The 15,083-nt window shown below is 72.8% G+C and carries 15 protein-coding genes; 5 read left to right on the top strand and 10 right to left on the bottom strand.

Annotated elements, in window-relative coordinates; translation table 11 throughout:
* Nucleotides 1–45: 45 nt before the first annotated feature.
* On the bottom strand, nt 46–1,212 hold the full coding sequence (locus ACFYPN_RS30760; protein ID WP_389302811.1) for an alpha/beta hydrolase-fold protein: 1,167 nt from the start codon (nt 1,210–1,212) through the stop codon (nt 46–48).
* Nucleotides 1,213–1,365: 153 nt separating this feature from the next.
* Between ACFYPN_RS30760 and ACFYPN_RS30765 the strand changes: the two genes are divergently transcribed.
* On the top strand, nt 1,366–1,578 hold the full coding sequence (locus ACFYPN_RS30765) for an MbtH family protein (RefSeq protein WP_389302813.1): 213 nt from the start codon (nt 1,366–1,368) through the stop codon (nt 1,576–1,578).
* Between the two features lie 93 nt (nt 1,579–1,671).
* Nucleotides 1,672–2,073, top strand: coding sequence for a PPOX class F420-dependent oxidoreductase (locus tag ACFYPN_RS30770; protein WP_358760613.1), 402 nt, complete (start codon nt 1,672–1,674; stop codon nt 2,071–2,073).
* Nucleotides 2,074–2,197: 124 nt separating this feature from the next.
* Here ACFYPN_RS30770 and ACFYPN_RS30775 read toward each other — a convergent pair whose 3' ends face one another.
* The 5 genes from ACFYPN_RS30775 to ACFYPN_RS30795 all read right to left on the bottom strand — a co-directional run bounded on the left by ACFYPN_RS30775 (nt 2,198) and on the right by ACFYPN_RS30795 (nt 6,466).
* Nucleotides 2,198–2,944, bottom strand: coding sequence for an ATP nucleotide 3'-pyrophosphokinase (locus ACFYPN_RS30775; protein WP_389302816.1), 747 nt, complete (start codon nt 2,942–2,944; stop codon nt 2,198–2,200).
* Nucleotides 2,945–3,090: 146 nt separating this feature from the next.
* Complete coding sequence (locus tag ACFYPN_RS30780; RefSeq protein WP_389302818.1) at nt 3,091–4,002, bottom strand: GNAT family N-acetyltransferase; 912 nt, start codon at nt 4,000–4,002, stop codon at nt 3,091–3,093.
* 269 nt (nt 4,003–4,271) lie between these two features.
* Complete coding sequence (locus tag ACFYPN_RS30785) at nt 4,272–5,111, bottom strand: methyltransferase domain-containing protein (RefSeq protein ID WP_389302820.1); 840 nt, start codon at nt 5,109–5,111, stop codon at nt 4,272–4,274.
* Between the two features lie 156 nt (nt 5,112–5,267).
* Nucleotides 5,268–5,714 (bottom strand): GNAT family N-acetyltransferase, encoded by a 447-nt coding sequence (locus ACFYPN_RS30790; RefSeq protein ID WP_389302821.1) that lies wholly within the window; start codon nt 5,712–5,714, stop codon nt 5,268–5,270.
* A gap of 389 nt (nt 5,715–6,103) precedes the next feature.
* A complete protein-coding gene (locus ACFYPN_RS30795) occupies nt 6,104–6,466 on the bottom strand; it encodes a DUF1304 domain-containing protein (protein ID WP_358760618.1) in 363 nt (120 codons plus the stop codon).
* Between the two features lie 559 nt (nt 6,467–7,025).
* Between ACFYPN_RS30795 and ACFYPN_RS30800 the strand changes: the two genes are divergently transcribed.
* The 3 genes from ACFYPN_RS30800 to ACFYPN_RS30810 all read left to right on the top strand — a co-directional run bounded on the left by ACFYPN_RS30800 (nt 7,026) and on the right by ACFYPN_RS30810 (nt 11,185).
* Nucleotides 7,026–8,576, top strand: coding sequence for a Re/Si-specific NAD(P)(+) transhydrogenase subunit alpha (locus tag ACFYPN_RS30800; RefSeq protein WP_358760619.1), 1,551 nt, complete (start codon nt 7,026–7,028; stop codon nt 8,574–8,576).
* A gap of 1 nt (nt 8,577) precedes the next feature.
* A complete protein-coding gene (gene pntB, locus ACFYPN_RS30805; RefSeq protein WP_358760620.1) occupies nt 8,578–10,035 on the top strand; it encodes a Re/Si-specific NAD(P)(+) transhydrogenase subunit beta in 1,458 nt (485 codons plus the stop codon).
* Between the two features lie 160 nt (nt 10,036–10,195).
* Nucleotides 10,196–11,185 carry a 5'-nucleotidase gene (locus tag ACFYPN_RS30810; protein ID WP_389302824.1) on the top strand — a complete coding sequence of 330 codons (990 nt, stop codon included), beginning with the start codon at nt 10,196–10,198 and terminating at the stop codon, nt 11,183–11,185.
* A 71-nt stretch (nt 11,186–11,256) separates the two neighbouring features.
* Here ACFYPN_RS30810 and ACFYPN_RS30815 read toward each other — a convergent pair whose 3' ends face one another.
* The 4 genes from ACFYPN_RS30815 to ACFYPN_RS30830 form a co-directional block, all read right to left on the bottom strand.
* A complete protein-coding gene (locus ACFYPN_RS30815; protein WP_389302891.1) occupies nt 11,257–13,101 on the bottom strand; it encodes a N,N-dimethylformamidase beta subunit family domain-containing protein in 1,845 nt (614 codons plus the stop codon).
* Between the two features lie 65 nt (nt 13,102–13,166).
* Nucleotides 13,167–14,597 (bottom strand): condensation domain-containing protein, encoded by a 1,431-nt coding sequence (locus tag ACFYPN_RS30820; RefSeq protein WP_358760622.1) that lies wholly within the window; start codon nt 14,595–14,597, stop codon nt 13,167–13,169.
* Complete coding sequence (locus ACFYPN_RS30825; protein WP_358760623.1) at nt 14,594–14,860, bottom strand: acyl carrier protein; 267 nt, start codon at nt 14,858–14,860, stop codon at nt 14,594–14,596. Before ACFYPN_RS30825 ends, ACFYPN_RS30820 begins: the two co-directional genes overlap by 4 nt.
* Nucleotides 14,857–15,081: an MbtH family NRPS accessory protein gene (locus ACFYPN_RS30830; protein WP_358760624.1), complete on the bottom strand. Its 225-nt coding sequence runs from the start codon at nt 15,079–15,081 to the stop codon at nt 14,857–14,859. Before ACFYPN_RS30830 ends, ACFYPN_RS30825 begins: the two co-directional genes overlap by 4 nt.
* Nucleotides 15,082–15,083 lie beyond the last annotated feature (2 nt).

Raw genomic sequence — 15,083 nt, forward strand, 5'->3', positions numbered from 1 at the left:
CGAAGGAAGCCGCCGGGCCCCGGGTGGTGTCCGGGCGCGGGAGGTTCAGCCGAGCGCCCAGGCCACGTCCCTGAGCAGTGCGTGCCGCCACCCCACCCGGTCATGGCCCGAGGGTGACCGCGAGACGCGCACGGTCGCCCCGGCCGCAGCTGCCAGCGACTCGACCACCTCGCAGTGGGGGAGCATGCGCGTCTCGTGCTCCCCCACGTCGAATGCCACGCGCAGCCGGGACAGTCCGGGGCGCCGACGCAGCCGGGCGGCCAGGGCGCCGCCGGGCGCGCCACCGAGCGGGTCGGCCGCGCCGACGGCGCCGGGGGACCACCAGAACGACCCCGACTGCACGGCGACCCGGGACACCAGGTCCGGGAACTCCAGCGCCGCGTACAGCGCGCTCAGGCCGCCGAGGCTCTGTCCGGCCACCACCAGCCGGCCCGGGTCCGCCGGCACACCGGACTCCGCCACCAGCGGCAACAGCTCGTCCCGGACCGCCTCCCACAGCGCCGGCCGGCACCCGAACTCCGCCTCCCGGTCCTTCACCGGCAGGAAGACCAGAGTCACCGGCTCCATGTCGCCGGCCGCCACCGCCGAGTCGAACGCGGTGGCGGCCGGATGGAGATGGAGCCAGTCGTCGCCGTCGAGCAGCAGCACCGCCGGCCCGCCACCGCCCGCCGGATGCACCCGCACGGTACGCCGCCCGCCGAGCCGCTCGCTCGCCCAGCGCAGCCGCGTACGCGGCAGGGGCAGGACGTCGTCCGCGCCGACGACGGGCCAGTGCGGCTGGGGCGGGGCGTCCGGGGTCGAGGCCAGCGAGCGGTCACCGCCCGCGCCCGCCGGGTTGAGCGGGTCGGCGTACGCCCCTTCCTCGCCGAGGAGTTGGTAGGTCACCCGCAGCCGCGCGGGCATCGCCACCTCGGCGTACCAGCAGTCCGTGTCGGCGAAGCGGCGCAGCGGCACCGGCTCGGACCAGCTCTCGAAGACGACACGCGCGGGGGACCCGCGCCGCAGGAAGAGGGCCGTCCAGCCGCCACCGGGGCGGGGCACCGGAACCGGACTGTGCGCCGACGCCCAGAACGCCTCCGTCCCCGGACCGCCGGGGAGCCCGAAGCGGGAGAAGTCCGCGAGGCCCGCGTCCCGCGTGAACTCCGCGGTGGACGCGGTCGCGGGCACCCGGGCTCCGTCACCGCTACGGAAGCCTTCTGTCACGGGAAGCATCAACGTCTCCTTGTGAGAGGGAAGTCGAAAGGCTAGGCTCAAGGGTGATTAGGTTAGCCTAACCTGATGAAGCTCCCCGGGTGAACAGCGTCCGACCGCGGCCCACCCGTCCGACACGGCCACCCGGCCGCTCCGCCGAGGAGGCGCTGGCGCATGAGCACCAATCCGTTCGACGACCCCGAAGGCCGTTTCCTGGTCCTGGTGAACGACGAGGGCCAGCACTCGCTCTGGCCGTCCTTCGCCGACGTTCCCGGGGGATGGGCGATCGCTTTCGAGGAGAACACGCGCGAAGTCTGCCTGGAGTTCGTCGAGACCAACTGGACCGACCTGCGCCCCCGTTCGCTCGCCGCGTCCACGGAGGTCTGACTTCCGGAGGCGGGACGGCCCCCGGGGCGCACGCGGCCGTTCCCACCGGCTCCCCGGGGAAGAAAGGGCGCCGGTGAGGGGTTACTGGCAGACATGACGTCATTCGCGGGCTTCGACCCCGCCACCGCCGAACTTCTCGACGGCAGGAACTTCGCCACCCTCGCCACGATCAACCCCGACGGTGGTCCACAGACCTCGGTGGTCTGGTTCGAGCGCGAGGGCGACGCGCTGCTCGTCTCCGTGACCGCCGGCCGCAAGAAGGCCCGGAACATCGAGCGTGACCCGCGCGTCAGCCTCACCGTCTTCGATCTGGGCAACCCGTACCGTTCCGCCGAAGTCCGGGGCACCGCCGAACTGCTGCCCGACCCGGACAAGGTGTTGCCGAAGCGGCTCTCGCAGCGCTATCTGGGCGAGGACCCGCCCCTCGAGAGCGCGACGGAGAAGCGGCTGATCATCCGGGTCACCCCGGAGCGGGTGAACGGCTTCGCCGTGTGAGTCCCCGGGCCGCCGGGTGACCCGCTCCGGCGCCAGCCCCGGTCGCACCGGCTCGGGCCCTCGCCTCCGGCCCCGAGCCGTGCCGCGGTTCCGCCGCGCCGGTGCGCCGAACCCGCCGCGGGTGTCACACAGGCGCCGGCAGCGTCCGTACGGACCCGGGGGCAGTGAGGGACTCGGCGCCGCTCGGCACGGGCACGGCGTCGAAGACGGCGTCCTGCTCCCGCTGCAACTCCTGCTTGCGCGCGGGACCGGTCGAGGGAAGCCGCTGCTCCTCGTACAGCTTGTGGGTCACCTCCTGGGCGTGCTTGCTGGCCGGCGTGTGGAACTGGATCTCGAACAGCTGCCCGGAACGGGGCGCCCGCCAACCGGTGTTGAGAGCCCGGTACCCGCTGGCACGGCCCCAGGTGTTCGACCACTTGGTGCTGTCGTTGCGGAAGGCGTCGAGCGTGTCCGAGAAGTCCGTGACGCCGGCCGTGTAGGCGGCATCCTGCCACTGCACGGTGTAGCGCACGGCGTCCGTGATGCCGGCCAGCACGGTGTCGACGTTGCGTCCGGCGTGCTCGACGAGCGCGGTGGCCACCTTCCGCTTCAGGGAGTCGGGCGACTTCAGGCGCTGGTCGAAACCGATGATCTCCGCGCCCGAGAGCGCGGCGGCGGCGCGCACCTGGACGCTGATGGTGCGTTCCGCCCGCCGGGCGTGGTCGAGGTAGGCGTCGACCTCGTTGTTCTCGTCGGCTGTCAGGGCGAGGCCGCCCTCGCCTTTCCAGCCCTGGGGTTCGTCGGCCGCGGCCACGGACCCCAGGGAGAGGACGGCGGTGACGGCGAGTGCGACTGCCGTACGGCTCACAACGGGACGGGTGTTGATGTTCATGCGGCGATGACCGGTCCTTCTGCTCGGGGAGGTGATCCCCGTCCATGAGGTGGATCACGCCCTGCGAACGATCACGGCCGCCGTCGGTCACGTACCGCAGCGGACCGGCGCCCCGGTGCACCGCGGGCCCGTGCACCGCCTCTTCTTCACTCGGCTTCCCAGTCCCAGGTGTCGAAGTACGCCGTCTCGCCCGACCGCCGGGCCCCGTCGATCGCCAGCAGCCTGCTGTAGTCACCGTCCGGCATGTGGTCCCGCCACTCCTTCAGCGGCAGCACGCGCACCTCGTCGTGCTCCGCCGGATCGAGGACGAGGTCCTCGATCTGACGGCGGGTGAGGCGGCCGCCGTCGAAGACGCACCCGAAGGTGCTGTACGGCCACTGGGCGCCCGGCAGACCGTAGACGGCGGCCAGGAGCCGGCGGGGCGGGCCGTCCACGACCATCCCGGTCTCCTCCCTGCACTCGCGCACAGCCGTACCCCAAGGGCGCTCGCCCGGGTCCATCGTCCCGCCGGGAACCTGCCACGGGTGCGAGGCGGAGTACACCGCGTGGAGCTGCAGGGGGTTGTCGTCCTCGTCGGTGAAGTAGAGCCCCGCGAAGCCCGTCGCGCGCAGGACCGTCTCCGCGAACTGGGCCGTCGACAGACCCGCCGGGTCCACCGGCCGCCGGACGGGAGTCCTGGTCATCCGCAGGAGCGCCGCATCGTGGGAGAAGCCGAAACGCTCGTAGAACGAAGCCGGTTCCCCGCCCGTATGGAGCGCGTACTCGCAGACGCCCAGCTCCTCCAGATGCCGCAGCAACGCGCCCAGCGCCGCCCCGGCATGGCCGCGCCCGCGGTGGGCCGGCTCGGTGGCGACGACGTCCACGTGCGCCGCGAGGCCCTCGGGGGAGCCGGGCGACGGAAACACGGGGTGGACCAGGGCGAGCGCGCAACTGACCAGCCCACCGCCCGCAGGGGCGTCGACGACGTAACCCACCGCACTGCCGGCCGCGGTCAGACGGGCGGCCAGCAGGGTCCGGGTGGCGGCGAGCCGCTCCGGCGAAAGCGGCTCGGAAGACACGTACGCCGACTTCATCCGCGCGATCTCCGCAGCGTCCCCGGGGACGGCGGGCCTGGGAGCGGGGGCGGCGGAGGCGGAGGACCGGTCCGGGCCGGCCTGCGCGGACCGCCCCGCCACACCCTCCGGACGGCGCGCCCGCGGTACCGGGCTCCGGCCCCGGTTCGCGACCGCAGGCAGCACGTGTTCGCCGTGCCCGGGAGATGTCCGTGGCACGTGCGCCGACAGGACGGTGGGGCGTGCGGTGGGCTGCTCTCCGGCAGCCTCGGCCCTCACGCGAGGTCTCCGGGCCGCCGGGCGAGACGCACGGTGAACACGCTCTCCCCGGTCAGCGGGCCGAGAGCGGCGTGGGCGTGGAGGAGCCGGTGTGCGTCGTCCTCGAAAGCGGCGTGCCGCTCACCGAAGAGCGCCGGGCCGGCGAACGACGTCGTCGTGAGATGACCCAGCACCCCCTCCGGCGTCCATACCCGCGTCACGGGGAACGCGTGCACGCTCACCCGGCTGAACGCGGAGGCGGCCAGATCCTCGTCGAACGACCGGGAGGACTCCACGTACACGCCGCCCGTACCGGCACGACGTACGGGGCCCAGGTACGACTGGACCAGTCCCCGCAGAGCACGCGTCCAGTCGGCGTCCTGCGTCCACAGGCTTTGGTCACCCATCACCGCGAAGGCCGCGCCGGGAGCGGCCACCCGATCGGCCATCGCGAGGACCGCCGGCCGGTCCATCCGGTGGAAGGAGCGGCAGCACGTGATCAGATGGGGACGACGGTCCGGGGCCACCGGCCCGAAGTCCTCGGCGCGCCCGACGAACCCCGTGACACGCGGCGCGCCCAGCTCCGGCAGCAGGGCACCGAGCGCCGCGCCCATCCGTTCCGGGCTCGTGTCCACCACGGACACATGGGCGAGGGGCAGTGACTCCAGCAGGGACAAGGGGACTTGACCGGTCCCGGTCCCCAGGTCCAGCAACACCGGGGCGGCCACCGGCGCGAGTGCCGAGGCGAGGAAGCCGGCCGCCTCAGGTGGCACGCCGGGCCGGTGACGCGCGTACGCACGCGCGGTCCCGAAGCGGTCCGGCGGCAGAGGGCTCGGGGCCACGTGGTCTTCCGTCATCAACGGGGTTCCTCCTTGGGACGTTCGGGAGCGGTTCGCGGGCTCCGGCGCCGTACGGTCGTGGCGGCCGACGGCCGAGGGACACCCGCCGACACCTGCTGCCCGGTGAACGGAGGTTCCCCGCTCGCGGTCACGGACATCCGCCGGCGCGCGGACCTACGGGTCGCGCGGGTCCGGGCGGTTCCGGGGCAGTCCGAAGCCCGCCATCCCCTTCTCCTCGTAGGACAGGAAGCCCAGACTCCGGTAGAAGGCGTGGTTGCGCTTCCCCTCCGGGGACGATGCGTGGTCCTTGGAGAGGAGGAAGAAACGGCAGTGCGAGTAGCGCGGCACGAGGGCCTCGACCAGGGCCCGACCGACGCCCTGCCGGTGGTGGGCGGGGTTGACCACGACGTCCTGGACGTAACAGATGTGCTCGTTGTCGGAGATGGTCCGCGCCAGTCCGAGGAGCGTTCCCGCACCGTCCCCGGCCGTGATGACGAGATGCGAATTCAGCAGCCCTCGGCAGAGTTTGTCGACGTCACCGGTGTAGCCGGTCCAGCCCACGGAGGCGTAGAGGCTGAGCATCTCCTCAGGATCGAAGGCGCTCTCTGTCGCTGTGAACACATCGGACTCCTGTGCGGCGGTACCGCTGTGGACCATCGGACTCGACACTGCATCCGACGTCACGCTCGCCGGACACGTCAAGATCGGCACTCACCGGACTCAGCTGGTTCCGCCCCCGGGCCTTCGATGCGGCAGACCGTCCGGCAGGGCAGGTGCCCCGGCGACTGGGACGCACGCGACACCCACTGCCCGGATCGTCAATGCCGCCACCGGCACGTGCCTGACCGCCGGCTCCCGGACAGCCGGTTCGGTACTGGCCGTCCAGCCCCGCGGATCCCCGGCGGGCACCCGGACGTGGGCCTTCCCCGACCAGGACCGCACCCTGCGGGCGCCGACCGTACACGGGTGAGCGTCCCGCCCGCGTAGGGTCGCCGTCGCCGGCGGACCGGTCACCCGGCCACCAGGACGGCGGCGAGCGCCAACGCCCCCGGCAGCGCCTGAGCGATGAGGATGCGCCGGTTGGCGGTGAGACCGCCGTACAGGCCCGCGACGAGCACGCAGGCGAGGAAGAAGACCTGGACCCGGAAACCGGTCGGGTCCCCGGCGATCAGTCCCCACACCAGTCCGGCTGCGAGGAACCCGTTGTAGAGGCCCTGGTTCGCGGCCAGCGGCACGGTGGCCCGGGCCATCGCCGCGTCAAAACCGGAGAGTCCGCGGCCAGGCTTCTTCTCCCACAGGAACATCTCCAGAACGAGGATGTACACGTGCAGCGCGGCCACCAGGGCCACCAGCACGTTCGCGGTCATCTCCATGCGCGTCTCCGCTCTCCAGGGGGCGTCCCGCACGGGGGTGGAACTGCCCTTCCGCGATGCCGGGGCGCCGCGGCGCAGCGCGTTCCATGACGCCCCCGGCCCACTGCCTGCGCGAAGCGTACAGCGGAGTGATCACCCGAGACGAACAGGCGAGCGACCGGTCCGTGACGGACGTGTACACGTGGAAGGCGGGTGCGGGCAGCCGGACACGGAGTCGTCGCCGCGCTCCGCGACAACCGCACGGGTGCACGTCCGAACAGCTCGACGGGGAGGAGGGGTTGACGGTCCGCACAACGTGCGGAACCGGACCCGCGAGATCGTCCCCACGGCCGCGTGGCAGGCCGCGCCGACGGAGCGTCAGCAGGGATTCCGTAGGCCCGGCGGCCGCCGCGCGGTCGGCGATCTACCGCTCGGCGGGTACGGCCGTCAAGCCGCTCCCCGTGTGCCGATCCACGCCCGGACAAGGTCTGGTGTTGCCCCGGTCGGACGGGGCAGCATCAGACCCCCGCCCCCTCGCAGACCGTGCACGGCGGCCCAACTCTCCGAAGGAGCCCTTTCCATGCGCATCGGAGTGACCCGCGAGCCGACCGGGGAGACCCGCGTGGCCGCGACACCCACGACCGTCAGACAGCTCATCGCCCTCGGCTACGAACTGGTCGTCGAGTCCGGAGCCGGCGAGCTCTCCGCCTTCACCGACCTCGCGTACGCCGAGGCCGGAGCCACCCTGGGCTCCGCCGACGAGGCGTGGAGCGCGGACATCGTCCTGCGCGTCAACGGCCCCTCACCGGATGACGTCGACAAGCCGAAGGACGGCGCCTACCTGGTCTGCATCCTGGCCCCGGCCCTCAACCCCGGGCTCGTGGACGCGTTGGCCGAACGGGACATCACCGTCCTGGCCATGGACGCCGTGCCCCGCATCAGCCGCGCCCAGTCCCTGGACGTCCTCTCCAGCATGGCCAACATCGCCGGCTACCGCGCGGTGATCGAGGCGGCACATGAATTCGGCCGCTTCTTCACCGGCCAGGTGACAGCCGCCGGAAAGGTCCCGCCGGCCAAGGTGCTGGTGGCCGGAGCCGGCGTCGCGGGCCTCGCCGCGATCGGGGCGGCATCCAGCCTCGGTGCCGTCGTACGCGCGACGGACCCGCGCCCCGAGGTCGCCGACCAGGTCGGATCGGTGGGGGGCGAGTACCTCCCGGTGGTGGTGGAGGAGGAGGCCCAGCAGTCCGCGGACGGCTACGCCAGGGCCACCACGGACCTGTACGACACGGCCGCCGCCGAGCTCTACTCCGCCCAGGCCGCCGACGTCGACATCATCATCACCACCGCGCTCATCCCCGGGCGCCCGGCGCCCGCCCTGATCACCGCGGCCGACGTCGCCTCGATGAAGGCCGGCTCCGTGATCGTCGACATGGCCGTCGCGCAGGGCGGCAACGTCGCCGGCAGCGTCGAAGGCCAGAAGGTCGTCACCGCCAACGGTGTGACCATCCTCGGATACAGCGACCTGGCGGGCCGACTCCCCACCCAGGCCAGCCAGTTGTACGGCACCAACCTCGTCAACCTGCTCAAGTTGCTCACACCCGGGAAGGACGGCGAAGCCGTCCTCGATCTCGACGATCCCGTCCAGCGCGGCATCACCGTCGTCCGTGCCACCGGGGACGGACGGGGCGAGAAGCTCTGGCCACCGCCTCCCGTCCAGGTCAGCGCCGCCCCCGCGGCCACGCCGGTCGCGACGGTGGCCGCGGCGCCGGCGAGGAAGCCCCTGCCCGCCGTCGCGAAGCTCGCGCTCGTCCTCACCGGAATCGCCCTGCTCTGGCTCGTGATCGCGTTCGCCCCGGCGCCGATCCCGCAGAACTTCACCGTACTCACCCTTGCGGTCGTCATCGGCTACTACGTCATCGGCAAGGTCCACCACGCGCTCCACACGCCCCTGATGAGCGTCACCAACGCCATCTCCGGAGTCATCGTCGTCGGCGCGCTGGTCCAGGTCGGGCTCGGCGGGCACGCCATCCAGGCGCTGGCAGGCCTGGCGACCCTGCTCGCCTCCGTCAACATCGTCGGCGGCTTCGCGGTGACGCGCCGCATGCTCGCCATGTTCAGCAAGGGGAACTGACGTGACCGCAGCCTCGATCTCCACCGCGGCGTACCTCGTCGCCGCGCTGCTCTTCATCCTCTCCCTGGCAGGTCTGAGCAAGCACGAGACGGCCAGGCAGGGCTGGACGTACGGGGTGGCCGGCATGGCCGTCGCCCTGGCCGCCACCATCGGACTGACCCTCCACGACAGCCAGGTGCGCGGCGCGACCGCGCTCGTACTCGCGGTCTCCCTCGCCGTCGGCGCCGTCATCGGGCTGTGGCGCGCCCGCGTGGTGCGCATGACGGGCATGCCCGAACTCATCGCGCTGCTGCACTCGTTCGTGGGACTCGCCGCGGTTCTGGTCGGCTGGGCCTCCTACATCGAGGTCGAGCGCAATGGCGAAGGCGGCTTCTCCGGATCCCTCCTGAGCATCCATCACGCGGAGGTCGCGCTCGGCATCTTCATCGGTGCCGTCACGTTCACCGGATCCATCGTCGCCAACCTCAAGCTGAGCGCGAGGATCAAGTCCGCCCCGCTCGTGCTGCCCGGCAAGAACCTCCTCAACCTGGGCGCACTGCTCGCCTTCGTGGTGCTCACCGTCGTCTTCGTCGCCCGTCCTGCACTCTGGCCGGTCATCGCGGTCACCGCCGTCGCGCTGCTCTTCGGGTGGCACCTGGTCGCCTCGATCGGCGGCGGCGACATGCCCGTGGTGGTCTCCATGCTCAACAGCTACTCCGGATGGGCGGCGGCCGCGAGCGGCTTCCTGCTCGACAACGACCTGCTCATCGTCACCGGTGCGCTGGTCGGCTCCTCGGGTGCCTACCTCTCGTACATCATGTGCAAGGCCATGAACCGCTCCTTCGTCTCCGTCATCGCGGGCGGCTTCGGTATCGAGGCGCCCGGGGGCGGCGGCGACGGCGAACAGGGCGAACACCGCGAGACCAACGCCGAAGAGACCGCCGAACTGCTGGCCGGCGCGTCGCGGGTGGTGATCACCCCCGGATACGGCATGGCGGTGGCCCAGGCGCAGTACCCGGTCGCCGAACTGACCCGCGTCCTGCGGGCCCGGGGCGTCGACGTACGGTTCGGTATCCACCCCGTCGCCGGCCGCCTGCCCGGTCACATGAACGTGCTGCTCGCGGAAGCCAAGGTGCCGTACGACATCGTGCTCGAAATGGACGAGGTGAACGACGACTTCGCCGGCACCGACGTCGTGCTGGTCATCGGTGCCAACGACACGGTCAACCCGGCCGCCATGGACGACCCGGGCAGCCCGATCGCCGGCATGCCGGTCCTGCGGGTCTGGGAGGCCGCGCACGTGGTCGTCTTCAAGCGTTCCATGGCCAGCGGATACGCCGGAGTGCAGAACCCGCTCTTCTTCCGCGAGAACACCGCCATGCTCTTCGGCGACGCCAAGACCAGGAGCGACGAGATCGTGGCCGCTCTGGCCGCTTCGGCCGCACTGCCCGGAGCCCGCGCCGTGACCGTCCCCGCCTGAGAGACCCCCATCGTGCCCCGCCTGCTCCCGAGGGAGCAGGCGGGGCACCGGTCGGTCGTCGCGGTCCCGCCCGGGCGGCGAGGGGACGGGCGAGGACGGGACGGAAGGGGCCGGGTGCGAAGATGCGGTGAACCAGGAGCGGGCCGACCGAGGGATTGCTGTGGCCTACGAACTTTCCAACCGGCTCGTCGTCGGGATCGCGTCCAGCGCTCTCTTCGACCTGACCGAGTCGGACGCCATCTTCCGCGAGCAGGGCGAGGACGCCTACCGCGGTTACCAGGAGAAGCACCGGGACGACGTGCTCCGGCAGGGAGTGGCGTTCCCCTTCATCCGGCGCCTGCTGTCGCTGAACGACCTGAGCGAGGCCGACGACCCCCTGGTGGAGGTCATCGTCCTGTCCCGCAACGACCCCGACACCGGCCTGCGGGTCATGGGCTCCATCAAGTCCCACGGACTTCCGATAAGCCGGGCCATATTCATGCAGGGCCGTTCACCGTACAAGTTCATGCCCGCGCTCAACATGTCGCTCTTCCTCTCGGCGAACGAGCGGGACGTCCGCGAGGCCGTCTCGTCCGGCCTGCCGGCCGGGCACGTCCTGGGCGCCCCGCACGCGGACGACGCCGAGGACGACGATTTGCGCATCTCCTTCGACTTCGACGGTGTACTCGCCGGCGACGAGTCGGAGCAGGTGTTCCAGACGGGCGGAATCGAGGAGTTCCGCGCCCACGAGACGAGGAACGCCGCGATCCCGCACGACGCCGGGCCGCTGCGGGAGTTCCTCGCCGGCGTGAACCGCATCCAGCAGCGTGAGGAGGAGGAACGGAGGAACCGCCCCGACTACCGGCTCCGCCTCCACGTCTCCCTCGTCACCGCACGGAACGCGCCTGCCCACGAGCGCGCGATCACGAGCCTGAAGCAGTGGGGACTGACGGTCAACGACGCGTTCTTCCTCGGCGGCATCGACAAGGGCGAGATCATGAAGATCCTCAGACCGCACATCTTCTTCGACGACCAGACGACCCATCTGGTCGGCACCTCGCAGACCACCCCCAGCGTCCACGTCCCCTTCGGAAAGATCAACGAAATCGCCGGAACCGTCCGCCCCGCAGCCCGTCCCCCGGCCCGCCCCGGGCCCGTGTCTCCCTCCTGACCGGTGGTCCCCGCCGCCTCCCGCTCCCACGGAGCCCGGGCCCAGGTACCCGGGCCTCCGCCCACCGGGGTTCAGACCACCGGCCCGGGCCCCGGCCGAAGACTGACGAGGAGATCGTCGGCCGTCACCGCAAGCAGCCGTCCGGCGTACGGGGCGAGAGCCGTGGCGGTGGGAAAGGGGCCGGTCGGCACGAACGGGGCGTCGGTGGTGACCGGCGGGCGGGTGAGCAACCCGTCGGGCCCTGCGGCGTACAGACGCGCGTCGAGCACGGTCAGGGAGGACGCCTTGCCCGCCGGGCCCACCGCGGTCCACGACCCCTCCGGGTGCAGGGCAGGCCGGTGGTGCAGGGTGTCGTCGTGCGCGGTCACCGCGAACAGCGTGTTGTCGCACATCGCCAGGGCCGTCGTCCCCGCCGGGACCTTACCCGCCGGGACCCAGGGGGACGGCCCCGGCACCGGTGCGCGTACGAGGAGCCGGTCGTCCGTGTCGACGGCCAGCAGGGCCAGCGGCACGGGGTGGCAGGCCTCGCGCGGAGCGGTCAGGCACCGGATCTCCGGAGCGGGGCCCGGGGCGGGCGGGCAGGCGGACCAGGGCAGGTTCTGGTCGGAGGGCTCGCGCCGGAGCAGGGACCTGCCGTCCTCGGCCACCGCGAAGAGCAGCCCCTCGCAGGCGGCGAGCGCCCGCAACCGGGGCGCCCGGCCGACGGTGTGCCAGGAGGGTCCGGGAGCCGCGCCGCCGAGCCGGTCCAGGACGTTGCGGGTGACGCGGTCCACCACCGGATCGGACAGGGCACGCCCCCAGTTGATGGTGGCCGCGTTGAAGACCGTGCCGGCGCCCAGGCGGAAGACGCCCATGGTGGCCCAGCCGCCCTGCCCGTACGCACGCCAGTGGCGCAGGTCGGCGGTCGCGAGGACGGCGAAGGAGCGCGGGGTGCCGTCCCGCCCGGTCGCGCGGGGCACTCCGGCCGACCAGTCGAGTTCGGCGGCGTCCGTCTCGTACCCGAGGGCGCCCCGGGCGAAGGCGTCCCCGTCGCGGAGGCCGGTGCCTTCGAAGACCCAGTGGTCGGCGAACCGGACCGTGTAGGACTCCCGGCCCATGAGCGCCATGCCCTCACCCCAGGCACCGGCGCCGTTGCGGAAGCTGACACCGGTCAGGGAGTTCTCGGGACGGTCCACGGGCGAGCTCGACCACTCGACGGTGGTGCGCCGGGGGTCCACGGCGCAGACGGGGTCGGCGGCCGCGTCGCGGTGGCAGACCATCGTGCGGCCACCGTCCTCCAGGCGCATCTGCCACCACGCCGTGTTGCCGGCGAAGACGGCCAGGTTGCCGCCCTTGCGGACGAAGGTCTCGACACTGTCACGCATCCCGGCCGACCAGTACTCGTCGTGCCCGTTGACGACCAGCAGCCGGTAGGGGGACAGGAGTTCGTCGCCCTCGTCCAGATCGAGACCGGAGCAGAACTCGACCGGGTATCCGGCCCCGGGCAGCCAGCGCAGCAGCGGCTCCTCCCAGCGCTCGGGCGGCGGCCCGCCCCCGGGATCGGCGAAGGACACCCGTGCGGCGCGGCCCGGCTCCTCGGCGTAGTAGAGGCTGCGGCCCGGCTGTCCCGCACGGTGGTAGGCGCGCCAGGTGGCGAAGGGGATGGAGACGAGCACGGACGAGGTGGCCGCGGGCCGCGCCGCGCGGACGACGAACCACACCTCGTGTTCGGCGTCCCGCTCCGGCTCCGGCGTCTCGGGGCGGTCGTCGTGGAAGCGGGCCACGTACAGCGAACTGGGCCAGTGATGCGGGACATCGAGGGCCCAATCGGTGCCGTGCACGGGTGCCCGCGCCACCGGGCGCCCGGTGACGACGTCGGTGACGACGACGTGACCGGTCAGCGGGCCGCCGTCGCCCGAGGTCACCCCGAAGCGCATCGTCCCGCCCTGCACGCAGGACGTCGTCCCCGCGCGGGCCACGGGCCGCGGCGTGAGCGGAACGCTCATCGCGCGGCCTCCCCGGTCGCCAGGAGCGCCGGCAGCTCCGTCAGGCGGTGCGGTCTTCCGGCCGACGCGTTCACGACGACCTCCTCGAGGGCGCGCAGGTGGGCGTGGATGGAGCCGGGCGGGAGGAACGCGGTGTCGGCGGTCAGGGTGACGGTGAGCGCGCTGTCGTCCCCGCTGACGTGCAGGCAGTACCGGCAGGCGACAAGGTCCTGGGTGGCGGGGAAGTCGAGCACGCTCCGGCGGCGGAGCGCGTCGAGTTCCTCCGGGCGCGGCGCCGGGCGGGGGGCCGTCGGCCGCTCCACGAGGCGCATGTCGTTGAAGCAGCAGTACGGGTGCACCTCGACGCCCCGCTCGACGGCCGCCCGGCCCAGCAGGGCGTCCCACTCGGCGGGGTCGTACGCCCCGGCCCGGTATCCGGCGAGCGCGGCCGGCCAGCCGGCCGCCAGCAGACCGGTGAAGTCGGCGTCCGGGCCCGGGGCCTCGTCCATGCGCAGAACGAACAGCGCGTCCTGGGACAACGTGGTGACCAGGGTGCGGTGGGCCTCGGCCGCGCGATTGCCCGCGATCGGCATGACCGCCGCCACCGAATGTCCCTGGCCGGCGGCGACCAGGGCGGCCGAGGCGGTCAGCAGCACCGTCGAGGAGCTGACCCGGTGCGCGGCGGCCAGCGCGTCGACGGCCCGGGGGAGCGCGGCGGAGACCAACCGGCCGGTCCAGAAACGGGGGCTGCGCGGCTCCGCGACCGGTGCCGGGAACATGGTCGGGGGCGCCGCCCGCAGCCCCTTCTCCCAGTGGTCGAGCGCGGCCCGGCCCGAGCGGCGCCCGGCCGGGGACGCCTGATGTCGCGCCAGGTCCAGGGGGTTCGCCGCACACGCGGCACCGGCCGACCCGCGGCGGGCCAGCAGCCGCAGATCACGGACCAGGATCTCCGCGGCATGCCCGTCGGCGGCCAGGTGGCACAGCGCCAGCACGACGTGTGTGATCCGCCCCTCGTGGCGGACTGCGCCGAACCGTACGGGCCACTCGCCCGCGTAGTCGAAACGGTGGGAGGTCAGGGACGCCAGCAGGTCTTCGGCGGCACCCGCGGCCTCGTCCGGGGCAGCCACCTCGCGGACGCGGAGGTCCACCAGCCCCTGACCGTGCAGGACCTGGCGGGCTTCGCCGCCGTCACCGCGCACGGTCCGGGTGCGCAGCGCCTCGTGGCGGACGAGGAGCGCGGCGAGCGCGACCGTGAGCCGGGGCAGGTCCACCGGTGCGCCCCGGTCGGCGAGCGTCAGGAAGCGGCCGATGTTGAAGTAGTGATCGTTGGGCACGGTGCGCCCGATCGCGTGCCAGATCGCCCGCTGGCCCCACGTGAGCGGGGCCTCACCGCTGCGGCCGCCCGCGAAGGCGACGGAAGCCGTCGCCTCCGCCGTCGTCGCCGTCACGGCGTGCCCTCCGCGACCAGGCCTCGTACGCGAGCGGCGAGCCCGGCGAGTCCTTCGGTGTACAGCGCCGGGTCGCCGAGGTCGATGAGGACGCCGTACTCCGACTCCAGGCTGTCGGCGAGCCGCAGCAGGGAGAGCGAGCCGACACCGAGCGCGGCCAGGGGTTCGGCAGCGCCCACGATGTCGGCGGCAGCGAGCCGGCCGTCCGTGGCCCGCTCGACGAGCCGGGCGAGGCTCTGGAGGCTGGGGGCGGGCGCGGTCACCGGGCACCGCCGTCCTGCCGGGCGGCTTCGTCGGCCAGCCGGCGGCGCAGGCTGAGGGGCCGGATGTCCGGCCACACCCGGTCGACGTGCGCGACGCACTCCTCCTCGGTGCCGCTGAAACCTTCGGCCCGCCAGCCCGCGGGCAGCGGGGTGCCCGCCCGCCAGAGTGCGTGCTGCTCCTCGTCGTTGACGGCCACGAGGTACGGAGTCGGATCGGTCATGG

The organism is Streptomyces sp. NPDC005576, from assembly GCF_042871745.1.
GTDB lineage: Bacteria > Actinomycetota > Actinomycetes > Streptomycetales > Streptomycetaceae > Streptomyces.

Excerpts from the sequence above, each read along its gene's own strand:
- ACFYPN_RS30760 (WP_389302811.1), bottom strand. The coding sequence starts at position 1,212 with ATGCTTCCCGTGACAGAAGGCTTCCGTAGCGGTGACGGAGCCCGGGTG.
- ACFYPN_RS30765 (WP_389302813.1), top strand. The coding sequence starts at position 1,366 with ATGAGCACCAATCCGTTCGACGACCCCGAAGGCCGTTTCCTGGTCCTG.
- ACFYPN_RS30770 (WP_358760613.1), top strand. The coding sequence starts at position 1,672 with ATGACGTCATTCGCGGGCTTCGACCCCGCCACCGCCGAACTTCTCGAC.
- ACFYPN_RS30775 (WP_389302816.1), bottom strand. The coding sequence starts at position 2,944 with ATGAACATCAACACCCGTCCCGTTGTGAGCCGTACGGCAGTCGCACTC.
- ACFYPN_RS30785 (WP_389302820.1), bottom strand. The coding sequence starts at position 5,111 with ATGACGGAAGACCACGTGGCCCCGAGCCCTCTGCCGCCGGACCGCTTC.
- ACFYPN_RS30795 (WP_358760618.1), bottom strand. The coding sequence starts at position 6,466 with ATGGAGATGACCGCGAACGTGCTGGTGGCCCTGGTGGCCGCGCTGCAC.
- ACFYPN_RS30800 (WP_358760619.1), top strand. The coding sequence starts at position 7,026 with ATGCGCATCGGAGTGACCCGCGAGCCGACCGGGGAGACCCGCGTGGCC.
- ACFYPN_RS30815 (WP_389302891.1), bottom strand. The coding sequence starts at position 13,101 with ATGCGCTTCGGGGTGACCTCGGGCGACGGCGGCCCGCTGACCGGTCAC.
- ACFYPN_RS30830 (WP_358760624.1), bottom strand. The coding sequence starts at position 15,081 with ATGACCGATCCGACTCCGTACCTCGTGGCCGTCAACGACGAGGAGCAG.